Below are 23,175 nucleotides of genomic sequence, written 5' to 3' on the forward strand. Positions count from 1 at the left end.
ATTCCCTTTGACGTGCGGGGTGGGCGATGCTTATGGAGCCGGGCCTAGGGTGCCCATGATCTATCGCGGCATCCTGATCGACCGAAATAGGGAACACTTCGATGAGCGACATTCAAAGCCAGCATAACGACGGATCAATCTTTGGCGCAGTGGGCGATGTTCGGATCGAAACCGACTCGCTGGGCGAAGTTGCCGTGCCGGTCGATGCACATTGGGGCGCGCAAACGCAGCGCAGTCTGGCCAATTTCGCCATCGGCACAGAAACGATGCCTGAGCCTCTGATCAAGGCGCTCGGTATCCAGAAACAGGCCGCCGCGCGGGCGAACATGGCCCTGGGCGTGATGGACGAGAAAATCGGCAACGCCATCATCACCGCTGCCAGCGAAGTGATCGAAGGTGCGCTCGCCAGCCAGTTCCCGCTTAGCGTGTGGCAGACCGGTTCGGGCACCCAGTCAAACATGAACGCGAACGAAGTGATCGCCAGCCGCGCGAATGAAATTCTGACCGGCACGCTTGGCGGAAAAGAGCCCGTCCACCCCAATGACCATTGTAATATGGGGCAAAGTTCAAACGACACGTTCCCCACCGCAATGCACATCGCCGCAGCGAGCGAGGCGATCGAGCAGCTGATCCCCGCGCTCAAACACCTTCACAGCGGGCTCGATACCAAGGCAAAGGCATTTGCCGATATCGTCAAGATCGGCCGGACCCATTTGCAGGACGCGACGCCGCTGACGCTGGGTCAGGAATTTTCAGGTTACGCCAAGCAGATCGAATACGGCATTGCGCGCGTTGAAAATGCGCTGCCGCGTGTATTGGAGCTGGCGCAGGGCGGAACAGCGGTTGGCACCGGCATCAATTCCAAGGCCGGCTTTGCAGAGAAATTTGGCGCCAATGTTGCCGACATGACCGGCCATGATTTCGTCACCGCGCCCAACAAATTCGAAGCGCTCGCCGCGCACGATGCCTTGGTCGAGCTTTCCGGCGCGCTCAATTCAGTCGCTGTTTCGGCAATGAAAATCGCCAATGATATCCGCCTGTTAGGGTCTGGTCCGCGCAGCGGCTTGGGCGAGATTGCGCTCCCTGCGAATGAGCCGGGATCATCGATTATGCCGGGCAAGGTCAACCCCACCCAGTGTGAGGCGCTGACCATGGTTTGCGCGCAAGTGATGGGCAATAACACAGCTGTCAGCGTGGCCGGTTCGCACGGGCACCTGGAGCTGAACGTCTTCAAACCGGTGATTATCTACAATGTCCTGCAATCGATCCGTTTGCTCAGCGATGCAGCGCGCAGCTTTACCGATAACTGCGTGACCGGGATTGAGGCCAACACAGACCGTATAGACAAGCTGATGAACGAAAGCCTGATGCTCGTCACCGCTCTCAACCCGCATATCGGGTATGACAATGCTGCAAAAATCGCGAAAAAGGCCCATGCTGATGGCACTACGCTGAAAGAAGCGGGCGTGGAGCTGGGGCTGCTGACAGAAGAGCAGTTTGCGCAGTGGATTGTGCCGTCAGAGATGATCAAGCCGCGCGATTAGACCCTGCGCGGCGGTGCGCCCTGTCCGCGACGGATCCTCCGCACGCTTTCGACCAAGGCATGACCGTGTCCGACAATCCGTCTGCACTTTGGTAGCGTTCGTGAGGCGCGCCCGCTACCAAGGTGGGCAATAATGGTAACAACTCGTCCTCTCGAGGCGTCATCGCGCCCATCGCAAGCCAGCGTCCCGTTCAGCAGGGTCCTGCTATCCATCGTCGGCCTTTGGGCGGTGTATTTCGTGCTGATTTCCGCGCGCGGATCGTTTCTGGGCGTCGATATCCAGTTCGAACTGTTCTGGCGCCGCAGCATTGTGTGCGCTTTTGCCGTGCTGATTACGCTGGTCTTGTGGCTGATCATCCGGCTGTTCGAGGCGCGCAAACGCTGGGTGATGTTCGTGGTTGCAATGATCGCGGCACTGCCCTGCGCGCTTGCCATAGCAAAAGTGAACCAGACGCTGTTTGCGCCGCTTAATGACCAGTTGCAGCAACGCTTTGCCGAAGAGCGCGGTTTTGCGGTGCGCCGGGATGAATCCGGCAATCTGCTCGCCGAAATCTCAGCTCCGCAGGAATGGCAGGTCAAGAACGAAGGCGATTTCGATCCTGACAACCCGCCGACAGTGACTTTGGTGCTGGAGGTGGCCAAGGATCAGGCCGCCACGTGGTATCCGATCATCGGAGAATGGCTTAGCCGCTATTATATCCTGCTGACATGGGCGGCGCTGTATATCGCGCTGCTGGCGATTGCGCAGGCGCGCGTGGCGGAACGCAGGGAACAGGAATTCCGATCAGCGGCGAAAGCGGCAGAGCTGCGATCGCTGCGGTATCAGGTGAACCCGCATTTCCTGTTCAACACGCTCAATTCACTGTCCGCCCTCGTTATGACGGGAAAGGCGGACCGGGCCGAGCGGATGATCCAGACCATCAGCCGGTTTTACAGGCACAGTCTGGCCGATGAACCGACCAGTGATGTGCCGCTGAAAGACGAATTCGATCTGCAAAAACTGTATCTCGATATCGAAGCGGTGCGTTTTCCCGAGCGTCTGCACTGCGATTTCGATCTGCCTGCCGACCTCGCCGATGCGCGGGTTCCGGGGATGATCCTGCAACCGCTGGTTGAAAACTCGGTAAAATACGCCGTGTCCGCGGTGTCTCGCAAAGTGACCATCAGCGTGACGGCGCGAGAAGAATTCGACCGCCTCGTCGTTTCCGTAGCCGATGACGGCCCCGGCGTTCCCGAAGGGGCACCGCATGGCTTTGGCATCGGCCTTGCCAATGTAAGAGACCGCCTTGAGGCTCGATTTGGACCCGATATCGGTTTCACCTCGATGCCGCTATCACAGGGTTACAAGACCGAAATACGGATACCGCTGACACGCCATGGCTGACAAAACCGACACCAAAAGCGCGCTGCGCACCCTGATCGTGGATGACGAACCGCTTGCGGTTGAACGGATACAGGTGATCTGCGCCGAATTGTCCGACATCAACGTGGTCGGCACGGCTAGCGACGGGGCGGCGGCCCTGCGACTGGCGGAAAAACTGGACCCCGATTTGATCCTGCTCGACATGACCATGCCGGAACTTGATGGGCTGGGCGTCGCGCGGAAACTGGCGGAGAGCGATGAACCCCCGGCGGTGATTTTCGTCACTGCGCACGATCATTTCGCGGTGGAGGCTTTCGACCTGGAGGCGATTGATTACGTATTGAAGCCTGTTTCAGGCGACCGACTTGCCCGCGCAATTGAGCGCGCCGTCGCCCGGCGCGGCGAACGCAAGGAAATCGGGAGCAAATGGCTGGAGGAGCTGTGGGTGCCGCATCGCTCCGAATTGCTGCGCATCGCGGTTAGCGAAGTGCACCAGATCGATGCGGAGCGCGATTATGTTCGCCTGCATGTCGGCACGTCCGAGGCGCCGCATTCGTATCTTTTGCTGCAAACGATTGCCGGGCTTGAGGCGCGTCTGGATCCCGATCAGTTCATCCGCATTCACCGCTCTACAATTCTGCGGCGCGACAATATTCGCGGCTTGAGGCACGACGGGCTTGGTGTCTGGTCAGCAGAACTCCAGAATGGAGAGGCGCTTCGCATTGGCCGGACATATCTGTCAAAGGTCAAGTCGATGGCGGGCCGCTGATCGCCCGCCCGCACCGCTTTGCGCACATAACCGTAATAAAAAGATGCGGCCCAAACCCCCGGGACTGATTGGGAGTTCGAGCCGCGCCTTCTACTCCGCAGGGTTTTGACAACCACATGCTGAGCAGGGGATCGTAAAGGTCAGCTGCCGCGCTGGGCGTCTGACGTCAGGCTGGCGACCTGCTGTTTCGCGCTGGCGCGGGCTTTCGTCAGACATTCGCGAGCGCGAATTGATTGGAGCCGTGTTCCGGTCCGGTGCTCGCTCATGCCGCAAACCTGACGCGCTACGCGTTCGATCCGCTGATCGAGCAGCTTTTGACCTTCGGGAGTGGCCAGGTCGATACCGGCGGTGCTGACAGTTTTGGTCTGATGCACGGTCTCACCGGCAAAGGCGGGGGCAGCTGTCACGGCGAGGCCCAGAACGGCGGCCGAAAGTGCGAGATTCTTCATTAAAATTCTCCTCCATCAGGCCGCTGGATGTTCGGGCGGGGGTCCGAACCGGGGGTAGCCAATCGGCCTGCTGGAGTGAGAAATACGGCAGGCTGGGCGGCAGATCACGTGTTGCTCGACCAAACCGCGTCTGTGCCTCGACCGAGGCAGACGGTCCCGGACCGGCGCCGCACGATGGCCGACAAACCGATATTTGGACCCGACGGGCGATTACGCCATACTGACACAATGCCTATCACTGTCCTTGCTCTGTTCGTCCTCGGCATCGGAAATTTCGCCCTGCACAAGGCTGTGCTGGAAAGCGATCATCCGATGATGAGCCAGTTTGCTCCGCTGACCCGCTTCATGGGGGGCAAGCTGACGCTGGTGGTAGAGTTTGGCATTCTGGTGGCGGCGATGATCATGGTCGCAAATGGCTGGCCGGGATTACTGTGGGGATACGTCATCTACACCGCGCTCAACGCGGTTTCTGCATGGCTGATGTTGTCGGGGCGGGTATGATCGCGGCGATTGGCGGTTGCATCGGCGTCGTCTTCACGCTTTGGAGTGCGGCATGACCACACGCCTGTTTCACATCAGTGACGTCCATTTCGGTGTCGAGGACCGCCATGCCCTTTCCATGGTAGAGCGCGCCATTGCGCAAGAACGTCCCGATGCGCTGGTGTGCACCGGTGATCTGACCCAGCGCGCCACCCGTCAGCAATATGCCGATGCCGCCGAGTGGTTTTCGCAGTTCGATGTCCCTGTTCTGCTGGATCCGGGCAATCACGATATGCCCTATTACAATCTGTGGGAGCGTTTCACCGACCCGTATCGGCGATACCGCCAGCTTAAACAGCAGGTGGGCGGGACGCTTTTCTCCGACGATATCGTGTTGGTGCCGCTAAAGACGACGGTGCGCGCGCAAAGACGGTTCCCGTGGTCCGACGGAGTCGTTCTGGACGACGCACTGGCCGAAACGATCGCGCATCTCTTAGCTTTTGAGGGCGATCCACGTACGATCATCGTCACCGCGCATCACCCGCTGCTTGGCCCGGACGATGGCAGCGCAAACCCCACCATCGGCGGCGCCGCCGCGTTTGAGGCCATCGCCAAAGCCGGCGCGCATGCTGTGTTGACCGGTCATGTCCATGTCCCGTTTGACGAGGTCCGCTCTGCGGGCGGGCGCAGTGTTCGGATGATCGGGACCGGAACACTTTCCACCCGCCTGCGCAAAGGTGCGCCGCCTTCGTATCGGGTTCTAACCTGCGAGGCGGGGGGCGTCATTGCGACCGAGCTGCGCCAGGCGGGCACGGTTCCGGCCTGATTGCTGCCGGTCACAGGTCTTCGCAAACCCCCAAACACGGCTTTAACCTTTGTTAGGGGAATGCCGTTAAGGATTGGTTCGGCATATCGACACGTCCTTGCTCGGCAGGTCCGGGCGAGGGGTTTAGCTCTGGTTCGAAGGGGGCGTTGGCAATGGATTTTTTGAAAGCAGTTGTTCTGGGCGCTGTCCTCACCGGAGTGGTCGCCGTGGTCATAGGATCACAAGGATCGAGCGGCGGCGCGCTCGCCATTCACGCGATGGCGGTGGGTGACCAGCGTGTATTCTGGTCGTGGCCCTTGTTCCTTTCGGGAACGGGGCTGTCGTGGGGCCTGCTCGCGCTGCAACGCTAAGGCGTTTCGAACGAGACAGCAGATAACATGCAAAAAGGGCGGCACCCGCTGGGGATGCCGCCCTTTTTATAATTGGACGTCCAGATAAGAGGCGAATTAACGCTTCGAGAACTGGAAGCTACGACGGGCTTTCGCGCGGCCGTATTTCTTACGTTCGACAACACGGCTGTCGCGGGTAAGGAACCCGGCCGATTTGACCGTAGCGCGCAGTTCCGGCTCATACTTGGTAAGAGCCTGGCTGATGCCGTGCTTTACCGCGCCGGCCTGTCCCGAAAGACCGCCGCCTTTTACAGTTGCGACGACATCATACTGGCCTTCACGCTCTGTGATCGCGAATGGCTGGTTGATGATGAGACGCAGGGTCGGGCGTGCGAAATACACTTCCTGATCCTTGCCGTTGACCGTGATCTTACCCGAACCCGGCTTTACCCAGACACGGGCGGTCGCATCTTTACGGCGGCCCGTGGCATAGGCGCGGCCCTGTGCGTCCAGTTCCTGCTCACGCAGCGGCGTGGGCGGGTTCTGCGATACGGTTTCGGCGATATCCGCTGCATCTGCAGCCGGAGCGTCACCAGCGATTTCTTTCAGATCCGACAGATCGGAGACGGTGTTGTTTTCGTCAGCCATTACGCGGAGACCTTGTTCTTACGGTTCATGGAAGCAACGTCGAGCACTGCCGGGCTTTGCCCGTCATGCGGATGCTCTGTGCCATTATAGAGGTGCAGCGCGCGCATCTGCTGACGGCCCAGTGGACCGCGCGGGATCATACGCTCGACAGCTTTTTCAAGCACACGCTCAGGGAAACGGCCTTCGAGAATTTTCGCAGGGGTCGTTTTCTTGATGCCGCCGGGGTGGCCGGTGTGCTTGTAATAGACCTTTTTGGTGGCCTTGTTGCTGGTGAACTTTACCTTGTCGGCATTGATGACGATCACGTGATCGCCGCAATCGACATGCGGGGTGTAGCTTGGCTTGTGCTTGCCGCGCAGGTGGTTCGCGATGATGGCAGCGAGACGCCCGACGACAAGGCCGTCCGCGTCGATGATGTGCCAGTTCTTTTCGACCTCGGCCGGTTTGATCGACCGGGTCTGCTTGCTGATAGCCTTCATGGCTCGTGTATCCTTAAAACCAAAATCGGTTGTGAAGTTTGCCAGGCGATGTCTGATGACCTGCCCGGCGAATCGCGGACAGGCTGTTTACCCATCCATTCAGATGGCGCGCATTTGTGCCGAAAACCCTGCCAAGTCAAGCAAAACGGCGGTGTTCGGGAGAGGTAAAATAATACCGTGACCTATCAAGGCAGGTTCAAATGGCGGCCATTTCCCATGTTTCTGTCGCTCTGCGCGATGAGCTTCCGATACGGGTAACAACGCTGCGCTGCGCGTTTTGCAGCCACCCGCCCGCGGCCTTGGTGGCCGTGTAAGACACCGCCAATTCGCCCGACAGCCCGCCGGGCAGATCGACATCTTCGCGGATCGTGCGCGGTGCCTCGTCATGCGGGAAGAACAAATCGGGCGGCAATTGGTCGATCAACCCGCCCGCCGCGCGCTGCATTTGCGCAAGGTTCTCGGCATGGCTCGCTGCCGACCCTGCGGTTTGGGTGCTGGCTGAAATCAGCGATTGTGCCGTTCTAACGGCCTCCCTCACATCGGCCTCTTGAGTGTACCGGCCGGCGCCCACGATGGTCCCGCTAGGCGAAAGCAGGATGGGCCACATATCTGCGGTTGATCGCTGCTCTTCTATGCTTGCAATTGGGGTGAGGTTTGCCGGGGCCGTAACCTTGGCAAAGGTCTGCTCGCCAGTCAGCACAATCCCCCGGCCCTGAAGGGCAAACCGGATCGTCCACCGGCGCTCAACCGAAAGCGAAGCCATTTCCCCCAGATCGCGCGTCAAAATGCGCGAAAGGCGCATGGGGGCAGCGGGTATCGCTGTTGGGGGCAAAGCGCGAAGCGATCCCCCCATCCCAAACGCGGCCATGCCCGCGCTGTATCCTGCAATTTTGAAAAGTGCATCCCTTCGGCCGATGCTTGCCATCCCGTTCCTCCGACCCCTGTATCCCGCATCGATGCGGTGTTTTCAACTTTCGCCGGTTGAAAGCTGGGTGCCCAGCCATTCAAGTGTGTCAGGATGCGTCCCGCCACACGGCCAACCGAAAATCGCAGGCGTATCATAGGGATGGAGCTTGCCAAGGACACTTACCAAATCCTCAAGCCTGTCCCCGGAGGTCTTGAAAAGGACGCCGATCTCCGTGTCGCTGGACCTTGCCCCCTCCCACTCGAAGATAGATTCGATCTCGCCGATCAGGTTGGCGCAGGCGATCAGCTTTTGATCGAGCAGCTTGCCCGAGATGGCGCGTGCGCTTTCGCGGTCGGGGAACGGGCACCAGACCAGCGCAGCACCCGGCCCTGTCATGCGGCAGCTGTTTCAGCCTGCCGCGCGGCGCCTTCGCTGTTCATGGCCCACGCGGTCGCCGCGACCAGCAGCGCACCGACGAGCTGGTGCATGGCCGCCATCCACAGCGATACCCCGCTAAGCACGGTCGCAATGCCCAGCACGACCATGATCCCAAAAGTGGCATTCAGCAGTATTGACGCAAGCCGATCTGTCCCGCGCGTGCGCCGCGCCTGCCATATCAGGGCCGCAACCGCGATCCATGCCCACCAGCGGTGCAGGAAATGCAGGAGAAACGGATCATGGGTCAGCGTCCACAGGAACCCGCTGGACCAATCGATCTCTGGCGCGACACGGCCATTCATGAGCGGCCAGTCATAGGCGGCGTGACCGGCATTTAGCCCGGCAACCCACGCGCCGAGCAGCAACTGGATGAACAACACCGCAGCGACAATCCCGGCAGCCTTTGTAAGGCGCGCACGCGCCGCTTCTGGTGACCTGACAATCCGGCGCATATCGCGCGCTGTCCAAACCAGTCCGGCCAGCAGTGCGAGAGCCGTGAGCAGGTGAAGCGACAGGTTGAAATGGCTCACATCGGTCATATCGCCAACCAGCCCGGACTGGACCATCAGCCAGCCGAACAGCCCCTGCAATCCGCCAAGCGCAAGCAGGCCCAGCAGCCGGCCCTTATACCCAGCGGGAATCGCGCCCTTCAACCAGAACCACGCCAGCGGCAGCGCGTAAACCATGCCAACAGCGCGGGCGAGGAGGCGATGAAACCATTCCCAGAAAAAAATGAATTTGAAATCGGCCAGCGTCATGCCGCCCACGCTCGCTTCCAACCGGTATTCCGGGGTCTGGCGGTATTTAGCGAATTCCTCCTGCCACGCCGCTTCGGTGAGGGGCGGGAGAATTCCGGTTGCTACTTCCCATTCGGTGATCGAAAGCCCGCTTTCGGTAAGGCGGGTTATGCCGCCGACCAGCACGATGACGATCACGAACGCTGCCGTAATCTCCAGCCACCGCGCAATCGCCAGTGGGCGAAGGCGTGATACGCTGCCAGCATTGAGTGCGGTTGAGGGAAGGGCGGTGCTAGCCATAGTGCACGCGTAAATGTGCGCACTGCGGCGCTGGTGCAAGTCTGTTTGCCGCAAATGAGGGTGCGCAGCGCGCAATAGCGGTCATTTTCGCGCTTTGCTCTTGCGAAATGTGATATTGTTACATATCTGCGGATTACTCATGGAAGACGCTTCAACCTCGATTCGCCGCCGGTTCGACCGTGCAGGCATTGCGATTGCAGGCTTGTGCGCGCTGCACTGCGTGGCGACCATTGTTGTTGTATCGGCGCTGGGGCTGGGCGGCCATTTCCTGCTTTCGCCGGAGATTCACCGTCTCGGGCTCGCATTGGCACTGATCGTTGCCGCAGTTGCGATCGGATGGGGCGCGCTTAGACATCGCCGCGCCGCTCCGTTTGTGACCGCCATGACCGGCCTATCGTTCATGGGCGGCGCGCTCGCCATGCCGCATGGCACGGGCGAGGCAGTTCTGACGCTGATCGGTGTTGCCTTGGTCAGCTTGGGCCACATCCTCAATCTGCGACCCTTCGCACGCCGCACTTAAATCGGCACGGCTTCCTGCCCACTGGCAAACTGACGGTTGCGCTTGGCGCGGCGCGGTCTATTTCCCTCTCCATGAGCGATACCAAGAACATCACCCTGAATGGCGAGACGCGCCGCACCGCCGCCGCAACAATCGCCGACCTCGTCCGCGAGCTTGATCTGGCCCCGCAAAAGGTCGCGGTTGAGCGCAACGGAGAGATTGTCCCGCGCTCAACACTGGAAGAGGCCGCTCTTGCCGCCGGCGATAGGCTGGAGATCGTGCATTTCGTGGGCGGGGGCGATCACCGCGCCGGCGCGGCCGATGACGACACATGGACGGTCGCCGGGCGGACATTCAAATCGCGGCTGATTGTCGGCACAGGCAAATACAAGGATTTCGAGCAGAACGCCGCCGCGCTTGAGGCGAGCGGTGCGGAAATCGTCACGGTTGCGGTTCGCCGGGTGAATGTCAGCGATCCAAACGCCCCGATGCTGACCGATTTTATCGACCCCAACAAGACGACTTACCTGCCCAACACTGCTGGATGCTTTACGGCAGATGATGCGATCCGCACCCTGAGGTTGGCGCGCGAGGCGGGGGGCTGGGATCTCGTCAAACTCGAAGTTCTGGGCGAAGCGCGGACGCTTTACCCCGATATGCGCGAGACGCTGAAAGCGACCGAGACCCTCGCCAAGGAAGGCTTTCTGCCGATGGTTTACTGCGTCGATGATCCCATCGCCGCCAAACAATTGGAAGAAGCTGGCGCGGTTGCGATCATGCCATTGGGCGCGCCGATCGGATCGGGCCTCGGCATCCAGAATCAGGTCACGATCCGCCTCATCGTTGAGGGGGCGAGCGTTCCGGTGCTCGTCGATGCGGGCGTGGGCACGGCCTCCGATGCGGCGGTCGGCATGGAGCTGGGGTGCGACGGTATTCTGATGAACACGGCCATCGCGGAGGCGAAAGACCCGATCCGCATGGCCCGCGCCATGAAATTGGCGGTCGAGGCCGGGCGCGATGCGTATCTGGCCGGGCGCATGGGGCGGCGCAGATACGCCGATCCGTCCAGTCCGCTCGCGGGCCTGATCTGAATTTCGGCAACACGGTTACCGTAAATTAACCACGCTGACGCACAACGTCTCCCGACCACAGGAGACGACAGTGACACTTGCCAGCACCACCAGCCTGTCCATCGGCGAAATGCGCGAATTTGCAGGTTTTGCCGCATGCGAGCAGCGTTATATCAAACGCAGCCTCGATATCGGGCTGGCGCGCTGCGATGCGTTTCGCCTGTGGGGGCGCACGGAGCATGAAAATACCGCCATCCGCCGCCAATATGTCGCCTACCAAGATTTAAAGGCGCTGCGCGACATGGTGCCGCAGGTCGGTGCAATGGGAGAAATCGAGGCGTTCCTTGGGAAGCTGGTGCGCATGGTCGCGTTTGATCTTGGCCAAGACCGGCTCACGTGTTTTTCGGCGTTTCGTTTTCTCTACGAACGCCTGCTTGGCCCCGAAGCGCGGCCCTATCTGCCCGCGGCATTCTGTGCCGCCGCCGCCCTGCCGCAAATCCGACCGGACCGTCGTAAAGTGCTGCTGCAATCGCTAAGCGAAGCCGCAGCAACCGCGCCCGCATGGTCGGACGCACAGCCAAGCTTCTACCCAGAATTTATCGAGGATGTTGAGGCGGCTTAAATCGGACAAAGTTTCGCGATCCGCTTCGCTGTTTAAGCCTCTAAGTTACCGATACATTCCGTCGATCCGGTCCTGATAGCGGTCGCGGATCTTGTGGCGGCGGATTTTCATGCTGGGGGTCATTTCCTCGTTCTCGATTGAGAATGCCTCGTCTGCAAATTCAAACTTGCGGACCTTTTCGGTCACGGAAAGATCTTTGTTGGTCCGGTCCACCGCCGCACGAACGGCCTGTTTGAATGCGGGCAGGTCCTGCAATGCTTTAAGATCGAATTTCTCGTCATTGGCGCGGCACCATTCAACCGCCCACTCCGCATCCGGCACAATCAGTCCGACGATGTAGGGCCGTTTGTCACCGCTCACCATCGCTTGCGCGATTTCGGGCTCGAGCGTCAGCATCCCCTCAATCTTTTGCGGAGCGACATTGTCGCCCTTGTCATTGACGATCATGTCTTTCTTGCGGTCGGTGATGACGATCCGGCCCTTTGGATCGAGATGACCGATATCGCCAGTGTGCAGCCAGCCATCCTTGATCGTGCGAGCGGTTTCAGCATCGTTCTGCCAATATCCATGCATGACGAGTTCGCCGCGGCAAAGGATCTCGCCGTCATCGGCAATCTTGATCTCGACACCGCGCATCGGCGGGCCAACCGTATCCATCTTCAGCCCGGCTTTGGGCCGGTTGCAGCTCATCACCGGGCCGGCCTCGGTCTGGCCGTATCCCTGCAACATGGTGAGGCCCATAGCCTCGAAAAAATTGCCGACATCGGGGTTGAGAGGTGCGCCGCCGGACACCATCGCCTTGATCCGTCCGCCGAATTTCTGGCGGATTTTGGGGCGGAGCGTGCGTTCAACCAGCGCGTCAAGAGGGCGATCGCGCAGGCGTTTTTTGCCCTCTTTGGAATTTTCGCTGATCTTCAGCGCGGCATCCATCATGAAATTGGCGAGTTTGCCCTGCTTTTCCACCTGCTTCATGATCCGGGTGCGCAGCACCTCGAACAGGCGCGGGACCACGACCATGATTGTCGGACGCGTCTCTTCGATATTGGAGGCGAGTTTCTCCAGCCCTTCGGAGTAAAAAATCTCCGCTCCGACCGAGATTGGCAGGTATTGTCCGCCGGTGTGTTCGTAAGCGTGGCTGAGCGGCAGGAACGATAGGAAACGTTCCTGGTCGATCCCGAAATCGGTGATCAGAATTTCCGCCGCGCCCGCAATATTGCACAGGATAGATCCGTGATGCTGGCGCACGCCGCGCGGCGCGCCGCCTGTGCCGCTGGTGTAGATGAGGCAGGCTGTGTCCTCGCGGGTAATCTTTGCAATGCGCGCGTCCACCGCCTCGCGCGCGGCGGCAGCGTCGCCTGCGATGAGATCATCCCAGTTGTGATAATCGAAACTGCCCGCCTGCTTGCGGTGCAAATCTTCGATCCCGATCACGTGGTCGGCAATTCCCGTCCGGCCAATCGCGCCGACCACCGGGCCAAGCAGCTTTTCGGTCGAGACAATAACGCCGCGCGCGCCGGAATTGTCCAGAATGTGTGAGTGATCTCGTTCGGTATTGGTGATGTAGGTCGGGACAGAGATACAGCCCGCCGCCATGATGGCGAGATCGGCAATGCACCATTCGGGCCGGTTTTCCGATACCAGCGCCACCCTGTCACCTTCACCGAGGCCGATATGGCGCAGGCTTTCAGCCAGCAGACAAACCTGGTCTGCAACTTCGCGCCAGCTCTGCGTCGTCCATTTGCCCGCCTCCTTGCGCCCAAGGAATGGGGCATCGCCTTTTTCATCGGCGCGTTTCAGGAAAAGCTCGACGAGGTTGTTGGCCGCGTCGATCTCTTGCAACGGCTGCGCATCGGTCGGGTCGATGACCGGACGTGCGCCGGATGCTGGATTTTCAGCTACGGGATTGGCAGCGTTCAAAAGGGTCTCTCCTGCGCCCCGGGAGGCAGTCTGAATCGCTGGCTTTTGCCATGCGATTGTGAATTGTTGATCGTCTGGAAAACCGAATTAGGCAATTGCTGGCGCAGCGGCAAGAACTGGTCGATGCCCGCCCAGCCGCTATTCGTAGCCGAGCATATCGGCAATGCGCGGGTCGCCGGCCGCTTCCCAGCCGCCCTCTGTCCTGAGCAGGGCATTGGCCTTGCCGCGCGGAGATACCGTGCGGACCTGTTGATGGCCCAGCGCCTGAAGCTGATCGGTCATTGCAGCAACGCGGCTGCCCTCCTCTGTGATGACCGTTTGGCCGAACGCCATGATCAGGGGGAGCGCTAGCGCATCCTGCGCGCTCATACCGAAATCGATCACGCCGACGATGGAGCGCGCGACCTGCACGGGGATGGTCGGTCCGCCTGCCGCGCCGATTACAAGCACGATCTCGCCATTGGGGTCAAAGACGATGGTCGGAGCCATCGATGATCGAGGGCGTTTACCCCCTTCGACGCGGTTGGCCACCGGCTTGCCATCCACTTCGGGTGTGGAGCTGAAATCCGTAAGTTCGTTATTGAGGTAATACCCGCCAAAATGCAGACCCGATCCAAACGCGCCTTCGACTGTGGAAGTGTAACTGACGGCGTTGCCATCCGCGTCCACCACCGCAAAATGCGTCGTTCCGTTTTCCGGCGGTTCGTCCCCGTCCGCGCGGGCAAGCGGCGCTCCGGGCGGAGTGCCGGGCTGTGCCTCGTCCATGGCGGTAGCCGGATTGATGAGGGCGCTGCGCTGCGCAATATAGGAAGGATCGACGAGGCCCGCGACTGGCACGTTTACGAAGTCGCTATCGCCAATATACAGCTCGCGGTCGGCATAGGCGAGCCGCTGCGACTCGACAAACAGATGCCAGAACGCCGGGTTATCGGGGCCAAGCGCGGCCAGATCGAAGGGCTCAAGCTGGCCAAGCATCTGCGCAACCGCGATCCCGCCCGATGATGGCGGCCCCATGCCGCACACTTTATAACCGCGGTAATCGCCGCACACCGCGGCGCGCTCTTTTGCCTGATAGCCGGTAATATCGGTCACCGACAGTGTGCCGTCCTGCGGCGTTTCGGCGGCCACATAGGCGGCAAGGGCGGCAGCGCTCTCTTCATACATGGCCTGCGGGCCGCGCTGCGCGATCGCCTCGAGCGTATCCGCAAGCGCCGGGATCGTCACAAGCGATCCGACCGGCAGCGCCTCTCCATCCGGGCCAAAGAAAATCGCCCGCGCCGCGTCGCTTTTGTCGGAGCGCCCTTTGCTGACGTTGAGCGAGTTGTTCAGCCGGCGGTTCATCACGAAGCCTTCGCGCGCCAACCGGATTGCGGGTGCAAACAGGTCTGCCCATTCAATTTTGCCGTGTTTCGAATGCGCCTCGGCTGCAAGCGCGATGTTGCCGGGCACGCCAACACTCAGGCCGGAAGTGACGCGGACCGCGCGGTCCAGCCTGTTGCCCTCTTCATCGAGAAACCGCGTGCCTGTCGCACTGGCCGGGGCGGTTTCGCGTCCATCGAACGTCACGATGCTGTCGCCGTCCGTCCGCACCATAAAGCCGCCGCCGCCAATGCCCGAGCTTTGCGGTTCCACCACAGTCAGCGCCAACATCACCGCGATTGCCGCATCAGTGGCGGATCCGCCTTTTGCGAGGATCGCTTCACCTGCCGCCTGGGCGCGCGGGTCAGCGGCACTGACTGCGCCGACCAGCTGCGGTTCGGGCGATATCGATGCGACCGGTGTGTTGTATGGAGTGCAGGCGGCGAGGCCGAGGCCGAAGATGGCGGCGATCAAAGAGGTGTTGCGCATACGCCTCTCGCTATTCGGTTCCGACCGCCTCTGCAATGCTGGTGAACCCGTCGCGCTTCATCATTCGCTCGACACCCTTGGCGATCCGCGCGCCTAGGCCTGGCCCTTCGTAAACCATCGCGGAATATACCTGCACCAGACTGGCGCCAGCGCGGATACGCTCCCACGCATCATCGGCGCTGGCGATCCCGCCCACCCCGATGAGCGGCACTGCGCCGCCTGTTGCGGCGCGGAAATCGCGCACCCGTTGGAGGGCTAGCTGCTTGAGCGGGGCACCCGATAAACCGCCGGTCTCCGCAGCGTGGCGCGATTTGAGTGCGGGGCGCGATATGGTTGTATTCGACACGATCAGCGCGCCTAGCCGTTTTTCAAGAGCGATGCGGGCAATCGCCTCTATATCGGCAGGCTCAAGATCGGGGGCGACCTTAAGGAAAATGGGCGGCGGATTTTCCGGCGAAACGGCATCGCGCGCCGCGATCACTCCATCAATCAGCGCCGTCAGCGCATCTTCGTCCTGAAGTGCGCGCAGGCCGGGTGTGTTCGGGCTTGAAACGTTGACCGCAAGGTAGCTTGCGAGCGGGGCCATGAGCCGCGCCATTGCGGCGTAATCGGCAATCCTGTCCTCCGAATCCTTGTTCGCGCCAATGTTCACACCGACCATGCCCGACATGCCGCGCGCGCGGCGTTGCTCCAACTGCTCCAGCGCCGCCTGTGCACCAGCATTGTTGAAACCCATCCGGTTGATGACCGCTCGATCTTCGGCGAGGCGGAACAGGCGCGGTTTAGGATTGCCCGCTTGCGGGCGGGGGGTGATCGATCCGACCTCTGTAAAGCCAAAGCCCAGCCGCAGCAGCGCATCGGGCACTTCGGCATCTTTATCGAAGCCCGCTGCAACCCCAACCGGGTTGGGAAACTGCAAACCCGCAACATCAATCGCAAGCGGCCCCGATCCCAATGCCGAATCGCCGGGGCGTGCAGGCAATTTGCTGAGCCCTGCGATTGCGAATCGGTGCGCAGTTTCCGAATCGAGTGCGAAGATGGCAGGCTTTAAAAGGCGAAACAGCATGCGCTGCGCCTATCGCAGGATGGCCCTGCGTGTCGAGCGCCCAAAAAAGCGCCGTCTATGCCCACGGTAAAGCGCGAAATATCGCCGTAAACATGCGGCTTGTCGTTTTGATACAATTCTTTCGCCCCGCCTTGTCCTAACACGCTCGTGCGACCCGAAGGGCTCGGAGCAGTTTGCAAAGAGTTCCTCAACTTAAATGGGCGGTCCCTACTATGGGGCCGCCCTTTTTTTGTGTCATTTCAGCACAGAAGCCATTACGCGTCCGGTTGAGGGCGAATTTGATGGATGCATTTCCAGGTCGGGATTTCGGGAGAACGGGGGCTACATCTGCGCTCGCAGATTTCGAGCTCACGTCTGACTCGCTGTTCGAAGTGGAGTATATCGCGCCGCCTGCTGCGGTCAGCGATTTCGTCACCACGCTTTATGCTTTTCGCTGCGATGAAAAAATTTTTCGCGACATCCAGCCCGCCTCGATCGGACAGCTCTGTATCTTCCCAAGGGGCAAGGGCAAAATGCATTTTCGCGGCGGCTACAGCGACCCCAACCCTGAAATCGCCCTTCTCACCCCGCTGTCCACCGCTGTGCCAATTGTGGTCGATGGTCCGTTCCATGCGATCGGTGCTGCGCTTTCTCCGCTGGGCTGGGCCGCGCTGACCGGACTGCATGCCGGTCAGCATAGTGACCGGCTGGTGGAGGCAAACACGCTTATCGGCGATTCGTTCGACAGCCTGGGCCGCAAGCTGGTCGACAGTTACCGTGATGGGACAATGTCAGGCCGCGAATGCGCTCTTGAAATTGGCGAATTTATTGGTCGCCATGCGAAGCCGATCAATCCGCGCCATGCCGCACTGGTGCGCACGGTCAATTCGTGGCTCGGCAGTTCGCTCAATCCGGAAATGGCGGCATTGCTCGAATCGGCGGCCTATTCAGAGCGTCAGGTGCAGCGCCTGACGGAGCGATATTTCGGCCTCCCGCCTCAGGCGCTTGCCCGCAAATACCGCGCGCTGCGCACGGCAGCCCTGATGTCATTCCCCCAGCTTACGCCCGAATACGAGGCCGAGGTGGGCGAGGTTTTCTTCGACCAGTCGCACATGATCCGCGAGATCACGCTGTTTGTCGGCCGCACACCTGCGCGACTTTCCGATGATGAAACCCCGTATCTGACTGAAATGATTGATCCCAAGAATTTCCGCGAACTGGACATCTGACAGCGGCCATGAAATGCCGCACCCCATTTTACACCCTGACGTTTTGAGCAAACCGGAGATACCCGATGCGCAGCCTATCCCTATCCCTTGCCTCATCTGCCGCGATGGCACTCGCAGCCTGCGCTCCGGCAGCGGACACACCGCTCGCCAGTGCATCGCAGCCGATTGCCGCGGAAGATGCGCAAACACCGATCAGTCTAGGCGCTTTCTTTACCGCCTACGATGCGGTCGGGCTGGAAATGTCGCCCCGCAGCAAAGCGTATCGCGGCATTCGCGATGAAGATTATGGCAAGTGGGATGATCCCTCTGACGAGGCGGCGGCCGAAGAGTTTCAGGTCACGCAAACTGCACTGGCCACGATGCGTGCAGATTATGACTTGGCGCAATTGTCCGAAGAAGGTGCACTGTCATATCGCCTGTTCGAGATGATGGCGATGCGCAGCGCTTCGCTTTACCCGTATCGCGAATACAACTTTCTGTTCGACCACCGCCGCGGCGCGCATACGAGCATCCCGGCGTTTCTCATCAATATCCACCGTGTTTCGACGCCGGAACACGCCAGCGCATATATTTCCCGCATCGAAGGGATTGGGCCGCATCTCGACACGCTTGTCGCGGAGGCGCGCGAACGGGCAGATGCAGGCATCATGCCGCCCGACTGGGTTTATCCTTATGTCATTTCGGACCTTGAGGCGCTGATCGCGGCAGGGAATGACAACGCAGTGCTGGAGGATTTCAACGCAAAACTCGCCGGGATCACTGCCGACCTGCCCGAAGACGCGCAGGCAGAGGCGAACATAGCCAGTGCAATGAAGGCTGCGGCCGAAGAAGCGTGGAACACATCGGCCTTGCCAGCTTACAAGCGGCTGCTTGCCGAGATGAAGCGCCAGCAAGCGATTGCCCCGACCGATGACGGCATCTGGCGCCTGCCGCAAGGCGAGGCGTATTATGCTGCCCGTCTCAAAAGCTACACCACGACCGACCTCACCGCCGATGAAATCCACAATATCGGCCTTGAACAGGTGGAGCGGATTCACGGCGAGATGCGCACCATCATGGCCGAGGTCGGCTTTGAACGCGATTTGCAGGACTTCTTTGAATTCACGCGGACCGATGACCGCTTTTTCTACACCAGCCGCGAAGAATACATCGCCGATGCACGGATGAAGATCGACACTCTGGGCGAAAAAATGCCCGAATTTTTCGGCACGCTTCCCGAAGCGCCAATGGTGATAAAAGCGGTCGAGGCGTTTCGCGAAAAGAGCGCAGGCAAGGCGTTTTATCAAGGCCCATCGCCCGACGGATCAAGGCCGGGCACCTATTACGTCAACCTTTACAACCTGCGCGACATGTCCAAGAACGAGCTGGAAGCGCTCGCCTATCATGAAGGATTGCCGGGCCATCACCTCCAGCGCACGATCCAAACCGAATTGGGCGATGTCCCGCCGTTCCGCCGGTTCGGCGGAGTGACCGCCTATACCGAGGGATGGGGCCTTTATTCCGAGGAATTGGGCAAGGATATGGGCTTTTACGAAGACCCGTATTCCGATTTCGGGCGGCTCGGCATGGAATTGTGGCGTGCATGCCGCCTGGTGGTTGACACTGGCCTCCATTCCAAACGCTGGACCCGCGAAGAGGCGATCCAGTATCTGAAAGACAACACGCCTAATCCTGAAGGCGACATTGTAAAAGCGATCGAACGCTACATCACGACGCCCGGCCAGGCGACGGCATACATGATTGGCAAGCTGAAAATCATGGAGCTGCGCAGCATGGCACAAGCGGAGCTGGGCGATGATTTCGATTGGCGCGGGTTCCATGACGCGGTGCTGCTGAGCGGGCCGGTGCCGCTGGAAATTCTCGAGGAGAATGTCGAGAAATGGGTGGCGGAAACCAAGGCGGGCTAACCGCGCGCGCCCGGCGCTGCGGCGATGTCGCTGAGATACAATGAGCAACCACACCCCCGTATTATTGCTGAACCCAAGCTGGCTGTTGAAGGTGTCCAAGTCCCTGCAACAGACGGCCTATGGGGCGGCATGATCGCGGGTCGCACTAGCAGTTTATGCCGTCCCTTTTCTCCCTCACCTATTACGATCCTCCGCCTGAATTGGCGCGCCACGTCCTCGCGCTGTTTCATTTTGAGTGGGATGAGCCAGCCATTGCTGACCGGCATCCCGGCGCGCTCGGTCAACTGGTGTTGTTCCCGTATGGATCAGGCCACCTTCACATGGGCGCGGAGCCTGCTGCGATCAGGGGCGATGCGCATATGCTCGCCGGGTTTGAGACGGCCGCCCCGTTCACCATGGACGGTCCGTGGCACGCGATTGGCGCGTCGCTGTCTCCGCTGGGCTGGGCGGCGCTGACGGGCGAGCCGGCCAACACCCATTTCAACAGGTTTATCCCGGCCGGGTCGCTGATCGGCCCCGAGATCAATGATTTTGCCGCCGATTTGAACGTCCGGTACCGCGCCGGCGATTTATCAGGGAAACAGGCCTGCGACCTACTTGCACAGTGGATTGCCCCGCGTTTGACGGAGCAACGCGCCCAGCATGAGCGGCTGATCGAATATACGTTCCGCTGGCTCGGCTCTTCGCTTAATCCCGATGTCGATCTGTTGTTTGCCGGGCTGGATTATTCGCGCAGACAGTCCGAACGTCTGGTGACACGGTATTTTGGCCTAGCACCTGTGGCCCTCGCCCGGAAATACAGGGCCGTTCGCGCGGCCAGCCTGTTGGCGCAGCCCGAACTCACCGATGAAGGGGAGGCCGAGATCGCAAGTGCGTTTTACGACCAGCCCCACATGATCCGCGAGATCCGGCGATATTGCGGGTATACGCCGACACGGCTCGGCGGGCCGGGAGAGCCGCTGTTTCAGGCAATGCTACGGATGAAAAATCTTGAACGGCTAAAGGATTTCCGCCGGATCGGCTAAGGGATGTACTGCGCTTGAGAGCAAGCCGCTAACGACTCGCAAAAGAGCGATTCCACTTGAAATTGGATCAAAATGCTCCGATTTAATGCACATGCGCCTGTCCAACCTTGCCGACTATGCCGTCATCACGATGAGCGCCGCTGCAAATCATTGCGGCGGAGAGCGTATCAGCGCGAGCGAACTGGCAGGTGAAACCGGCTTGCCGAAACCGACCGTGCAAAAACTTGTCAGCAAGCTTACCGGCGCAGGGCTGCTGCGTTCCGTGCGCGGCGCGAATGGCGGATTGCAGCTGGCCCGGCCGGCTGCTGCGATAACCGTGGCCGATATCGTCGAGGCGGTGGAAGGCCCAATCGCGCTGACCGCCTGCATCGATGCATCGGGCGAATGCGATCACGAGGCTGGCTGCACCATGAAACCGCACTGGCCCGTCATCAACAGCGCGCTGCGCGGTGCGCTTGCCCAGATTACCCTTACGCAGCTGCGCACCAAACCGGCGCAAACCATTCAACAAAAAGAAACAGCATGACCGATAATCTCGATCTCGAAGCTCCTGAAATGGATCAAGACGCCAAGGATGCGGCGGCCAAGGTTGCCGAATACGAACATGGCTGGTCCTCCGACATTGAAACCGAATTCGCCGAGAAAGGCCTGACGGAGGACACCGTCCGCTTTATCTCGGGGAAGAAGGGCGAGCCGGAATGGATGCTCGACTGGCGGCTCAAGGCGTTCCGCATGTGGCAGGATATGGAAGAGCCGGACTGGGCCAAGGTTGGCTATCCAAAAATCGATTATCAGGACGCGTATTATTACGCCGCGCCAACGAAAAAGATCGAACTGGACTCGCTCGATGATCTCGATCCCGAGATAAAGCGGGTTTACGACAAACTCGGCATTCCGCTTGGTGAACAGGAAGTTCTCGCCGGGGTGAAGGGCGCGAAGAAAGTCGCCGTGGATGCGGTGTTTGACAGCGTCAGCGTCGCGACTTCTTTTCGCGAGGAGTTGATGCGGGCAGGCGTGATCTTCCGCTCGATTTCCGAGGCGATCAAGGAATATCCCGAGCTGGTGAAAAAGTGGCTGGGCCGCGTTGTGCCGACGCGCGATAATTATTTCGCCTGCCTCAACGCGGCGGTCTTTTCCGACGGGACGTTCGTTTATGTACCCGAAGGTGTGCGCTGCCCGATGGAGCTTTCCACCTATTTCCGCATCAATGCGGAGAACACCGGACAGTTTGAACGCACACTGATCATCGCGGAAAAGGGCGCATACGTGTCCTACCTCGAAGGGTGCACCGCGCCGATGCGCGATGAAAACCAGCTCCACGCTGCTGTCGTTGAACTGGTCGCGATGGAAGATGCCGAGATCAAATATTCGACCGTGCAGAACTGGTATCCCGGCAACAGCGAAGGCGTGGGCGGGATCTACAATTTCGTGACCAAGCGCGGGCTGTGTCAGGGCGACCGGTCAAAGATCAGCTGGACGCAGGTTGAAACCGGCTCTGCCGTGACATGGAAATACCCCAGCTGCGTGCTCAACGGCGAAAACAGCGTTGGTGAATTTTACTCGGTCGCGGTGACCAACAATCACCAGCAGGCCGACACCGGCACCAAGATGATCCACAACGGCAAGGGATCGCGTTCGACGATCATTTCCAAAGGGATCAGCGCGGGCAAATCGAACAACACCTATCGCGGCCTCGTCCGCGTCGGCCCGAAAGCCGAAGGGGTGCGCAATTTCACCCAGTGCGACAGCTTGCTGCTCGGCGATGAATGCGGCGCGCACACCGTACCGTATATCGAGGTGAAGAACCCAGGCGCGCAGATCGAGCACGAGGCAACCACCTCAAAGATCAGCGACGAACAGCTGTTCTACGCCATGCAGCGCGGGCTGGACGAAGAAGAGGCCGTGGCGCTGATCGTCAACGGCTTTGCCAAGGACGTGCTGAAAGAGCTGCCGATGGAGTTTGCCGTCGAAGCGCAGAAGCTGCTGGCGATTTCATTGGAGGGGTCCGTTGGCTGAGCTCGATACGATGACGGTAAACGAACGCCTTTCCGAAGCTAAATTGCTCGCTGATTTTGAAGTTGCAGCGGCATCAAATGATCTGTCTGCAATCAATGCTGTCTTGCAACAAGTTGGTCTGCGCCAGGATGCCGAGGGTATGAACTGGACGATCGAAGAGACGCCAACCCGCGGCCGCGAGAAACTCGGCCTCAAGCCCGCCTCCGAGCAAGGCGACGTCACCGAAACGCTCAACAAAAAAGGGCGTGGGTGGAAGATTTCGGACAAGCGGCTTGACGAGCTGCATGACCGGGCGCGCGAGATGAAGCGGTTTGCTTCGCCTGCGCATAAGGCTCTCGCTGCACGGTTCGCCAAGGCGGATCTGGGACGCCACACGTTCAAACGCTTTGCCGTCGTCGGCAGCGCAATTGTCGATTTCAATTGCCACACGCTTGGCATGGCAATCGATATTTTCGAGGAAGGCGACAATGAAACGCTCGCCACCCGCCGCGACAAAAGCCTTGAGGCGGTGGGTATTAAGGTGATGCGTATCCGCGCCTCCGACATCCTCGATGACATGGACAAGGTGCTGGAGAAAATCACGCTCGGAATGCGCGCGCGCATCAATGACAGGCGTGACGCCGCCCGTGCCCATCGCGAGGCCAATCCGAAACAGGATTACTATCAACGCCGCGACGATAATCGCCGCACCGCCCGCCCAAATGACGACGCATCACGGGACTGAACACG

At 60.1% G+C, this 23,175-nt stretch carries 24 protein-coding genes; 15 read left to right on the plus strand and 9 right to left on the minus strand.

All coding sequences use genetic code 11. The annotated features are described in order from the left end of the window. The first annotated feature begins 101 nt into the window (after positions 1–101). The 3 genes from fumC to ACGHU1_RS06245 all read left to right on the plus strand — a co-directional run bounded on the left by fumC (position 102) and on the right by ACGHU1_RS06245 (position 3,675). On the plus strand, positions 102–1,544 hold the full coding sequence (gene fumC, locus ACGHU1_RS06235; RefSeq protein ID WP_390584661.1) for a class II fumarate hydratase: 1,443 nt from the start codon (positions 102–104) through the stop codon (positions 1,542–1,544). A 132-nt stretch (positions 1,545–1,676) separates the two neighbouring features. Beyond that, positions 1,677–2,927 carry a histidine kinase gene (locus ACGHU1_RS06240; protein WP_390584664.1) on the plus strand — a complete coding sequence of 417 codons (1,251 nt, stop codon included), beginning with the start codon at positions 1,677–1,679 and terminating at the stop codon, positions 2,925–2,927. After that, positions 2,920–3,675 carry a LytR/AlgR family response regulator transcription factor gene (locus tag ACGHU1_RS06245; RefSeq protein WP_390584666.1) on the plus strand — a complete coding sequence of 252 codons (756 nt, stop codon included), beginning with the start codon at positions 2,920–2,922 and terminating at the stop codon, positions 3,673–3,675. The genes ACGHU1_RS06240 and ACGHU1_RS06245 overlap by 8 nt, the downstream gene beginning before the upstream one ends. A 140-nt stretch (positions 3,676–3,815) precedes the next feature. On the opposite strand, the gene ACGHU1_RS06250 is transcribed toward ACGHU1_RS06245, so the two are convergent. Further along, the gene (locus ACGHU1_RS06250) at positions 3,816–4,124 is read right to left on the minus strand and encodes a UrcA family protein (RefSeq protein ID WP_390584669.1); all 309 of its coding nucleotides are present in this window, start codon (positions 4,122–4,124) and stop codon (positions 3,816–3,818) included. Positions 4,125–4,352: 228 nt separating this feature from the next. Between ACGHU1_RS06250 and ACGHU1_RS06255 the strand changes: the two genes are divergently transcribed. From ACGHU1_RS06255 to ACGHU1_RS06265, 3 genes are all read left to right on the plus strand, one after another. Next, entirely contained in the window at positions 4,353–4,625 is a 273-nt protein-coding gene (locus tag ACGHU1_RS06255; RefSeq protein WP_390584671.1) for a hypothetical protein, read from the plus strand. Positions 4,626–4,677: 52 nt separating this feature from the next. Continuing rightward, positions 4,678–5,430 (plus strand): metallophosphoesterase family protein, encoded by a 753-nt coding sequence (locus tag ACGHU1_RS06260; protein ID WP_390584674.1) that lies wholly within the window; start codon positions 4,678–4,680, stop codon positions 5,428–5,430. A 152-nt stretch (positions 5,431–5,582) separates the two neighbouring features. Continuing rightward, positions 5,583–5,780, plus strand: coding sequence for a hypothetical protein (locus tag ACGHU1_RS06265; protein ID WP_390584677.1), 198 nt, complete (start codon positions 5,583–5,585; stop codon positions 5,778–5,780). A gap of 96 nt (positions 5,781–5,876) precedes the next feature. On the opposite strand, the gene rpsI is transcribed toward ACGHU1_RS06265, so the two are convergent. The 5 genes from rpsI to ACGHU1_RS06290 all read right to left on the minus strand — a co-directional run bounded on the left by rpsI (position 5,877) and on the right by ACGHU1_RS06290 (position 9,268). Then, on the minus strand, positions 5,877–6,407 hold the full coding sequence (gene rpsI / locus ACGHU1_RS06270; RefSeq protein WP_390584679.1) for a 30S ribosomal protein S9: 531 nt from the start codon (positions 6,405–6,407) through the stop codon (positions 5,877–5,879). After that, positions 6,407–6,886 carry a 50S ribosomal protein L13 gene (gene rplM, locus ACGHU1_RS06275; RefSeq protein WP_390584681.1) on the minus strand — a complete coding sequence of 160 codons (480 nt, stop codon included), beginning with the start codon at positions 6,884–6,886 and terminating at the stop codon, positions 6,407–6,409. Before rplM ends, rpsI begins: the two co-directional genes overlap by 1 nt. Before the next feature lie 196 nt (positions 6,887–7,082). Next, positions 7,083–7,811: a hypothetical protein gene (locus ACGHU1_RS06280; RefSeq protein ID WP_390584684.1), complete on the minus strand. Its 729-nt coding sequence runs from the start codon at positions 7,809–7,811 to the stop codon at positions 7,083–7,085. 42 nt (positions 7,812–7,853) lie between these two features. Continuing rightward, positions 7,854–8,189, minus strand: coding sequence for a divalent-cation tolerance protein CutA (gene cutA / locus ACGHU1_RS06285; RefSeq protein ID WP_390584687.1), 336 nt, complete (start codon positions 8,187–8,189; stop codon positions 7,854–7,856). After that, entirely contained in the window at positions 8,186–9,268 is a 1,083-nt protein-coding gene (locus ACGHU1_RS06290; RefSeq protein WP_390584690.1) for a COX15/CtaA family protein, read from the minus strand. Before ACGHU1_RS06290 ends, cutA begins: the two co-directional genes overlap by 4 nt. A 139-nt stretch (positions 9,269–9,407) precedes the next feature. Here ACGHU1_RS06290 and ACGHU1_RS06295 point away from each other — a divergent pair, with 139 nt between their 5' ends. The 3 genes from ACGHU1_RS06295 to ACGHU1_RS06305 all read left to right on the plus strand — a co-directional run bounded on the left by ACGHU1_RS06295 (position 9,408) and on the right by ACGHU1_RS06305 (position 11,459). Beyond that, positions 9,408–9,788 (plus strand): MerC domain-containing protein, encoded by a 381-nt coding sequence (locus tag ACGHU1_RS06295; RefSeq protein ID WP_390584692.1) that lies wholly within the window; start codon positions 9,408–9,410, stop codon positions 9,786–9,788. 71 nt (positions 9,789–9,859) lie between these two features. Continuing rightward, a complete protein-coding gene (thiS, locus tag ACGHU1_RS06300; protein ID WP_390584694.1) occupies positions 9,860–10,858 on the plus strand; it encodes a sulfur carrier protein ThiS in 999 nt (332 codons plus the stop codon). A 109-nt stretch (positions 10,859–10,967) separates the two neighbouring features. Next, the gene (locus ACGHU1_RS06305; protein WP_390584832.1) at positions 10,968–11,459 is read left to right on the plus strand and encodes a hypothetical protein; all 492 of its coding nucleotides are present in this window, start codon (positions 10,968–10,970) and stop codon (positions 11,457–11,459) included. A gap of 45 nt (positions 11,460–11,504) precedes the next feature. Here ACGHU1_RS06305 and ACGHU1_RS06310 read toward each other — a convergent pair whose 3' ends face one another. The 3 genes from ACGHU1_RS06310 to ACGHU1_RS06320 form a co-directional block, all read right to left on the minus strand. Next, entirely contained in the window at positions 11,505–13,298 is a 1,794-nt protein-coding gene (locus tag ACGHU1_RS06310) for an AMP-dependent synthetase/ligase (RefSeq protein WP_390584834.1), read from the minus strand. A gap of 216 nt (positions 13,299–13,514) precedes the next feature. Further along, positions 13,515–15,224: a gamma-glutamyltransferase gene (gene ggt / locus ACGHU1_RS06315; RefSeq protein WP_390584697.1), complete on the minus strand. Its 1,710-nt coding sequence runs from the start codon at positions 15,222–15,224 to the stop codon at positions 13,515–13,517. 10 nt (positions 15,225–15,234) lie between these two features. Continuing rightward, the gene (locus ACGHU1_RS06320) at positions 15,235–16,290 is read right to left on the minus strand and encodes a quinone-dependent dihydroorotate dehydrogenase (RefSeq protein ID WP_390584700.1); all 1,056 of its coding nucleotides are present in this window, start codon (positions 16,288–16,290) and stop codon (positions 15,235–15,237) included. Between the two features lie 281 nt (positions 16,291–16,571). On the opposite strand from ACGHU1_RS06320, the gene ACGHU1_RS06325 reads away from it, so the two are divergent. The 6 genes from ACGHU1_RS06325 to ACGHU1_RS06350 all read left to right on the plus strand — a co-directional run bounded on the left by ACGHU1_RS06325 (position 16,572) and on the right by ACGHU1_RS06350 (position 23,170). Continuing rightward, positions 16,572–17,498, plus strand: a complete 927-nt coding sequence (locus ACGHU1_RS06325) for a helix-turn-helix domain-containing protein (protein WP_390584703.1) — start codon at positions 16,572–16,574, stop codon at positions 17,496–17,498. Positions 17,499–17,563: 65 nt separating this feature from the next. Beyond that, a complete protein-coding gene (locus ACGHU1_RS06330; protein ID WP_390584706.1) occupies positions 17,564–19,405 on the plus strand; it encodes a DUF885 domain-containing protein in 1,842 nt (613 codons plus the stop codon). Positions 19,406–19,560: 155 nt separating this feature from the next. Next, positions 19,561–20,430, plus strand: a complete 870-nt coding sequence (locus ACGHU1_RS06335) for a helix-turn-helix domain-containing protein (protein WP_390584708.1) — start codon at positions 19,561–19,563, stop codon at positions 20,428–20,430. 91 nt (positions 20,431–20,521) lie between these two features. Continuing rightward, the gene (locus tag ACGHU1_RS06340; protein WP_390584711.1) at positions 20,522–20,956 is read left to right on the plus strand and encodes an SUF system Fe-S cluster assembly regulator; all 435 of its coding nucleotides are present in this window, start codon (positions 20,522–20,524) and stop codon (positions 20,954–20,956) included. Next, complete coding sequence (gene sufB, locus ACGHU1_RS06345; protein ID WP_390584714.1) at positions 20,953–22,446, plus strand: Fe-S cluster assembly protein SufB; 1,494 nt, start codon at positions 20,953–20,955, stop codon at positions 22,444–22,446. The genes ACGHU1_RS06340 and sufB overlap by 4 nt, the downstream gene beginning before the upstream one ends. After that, a complete protein-coding gene (locus tag ACGHU1_RS06350; protein WP_390584717.1) occupies positions 22,439–23,170 on the plus strand; it encodes a DUF559 domain-containing protein in 732 nt (243 codons plus the stop codon). The genes sufB and ACGHU1_RS06350 overlap by 8 nt, the downstream gene beginning before the upstream one ends. Positions 23,171–23,175: the final 5 nt, after the last annotated feature.

It is taken from the genome of Erythrobacter sp. MTPC3, from assembly GCF_042854385.1.
Taxonomy (GTDB): domain Bacteria; phylum Pseudomonadota; class Alphaproteobacteria; order Sphingomonadales; family Sphingomonadaceae; genus Erythrobacter.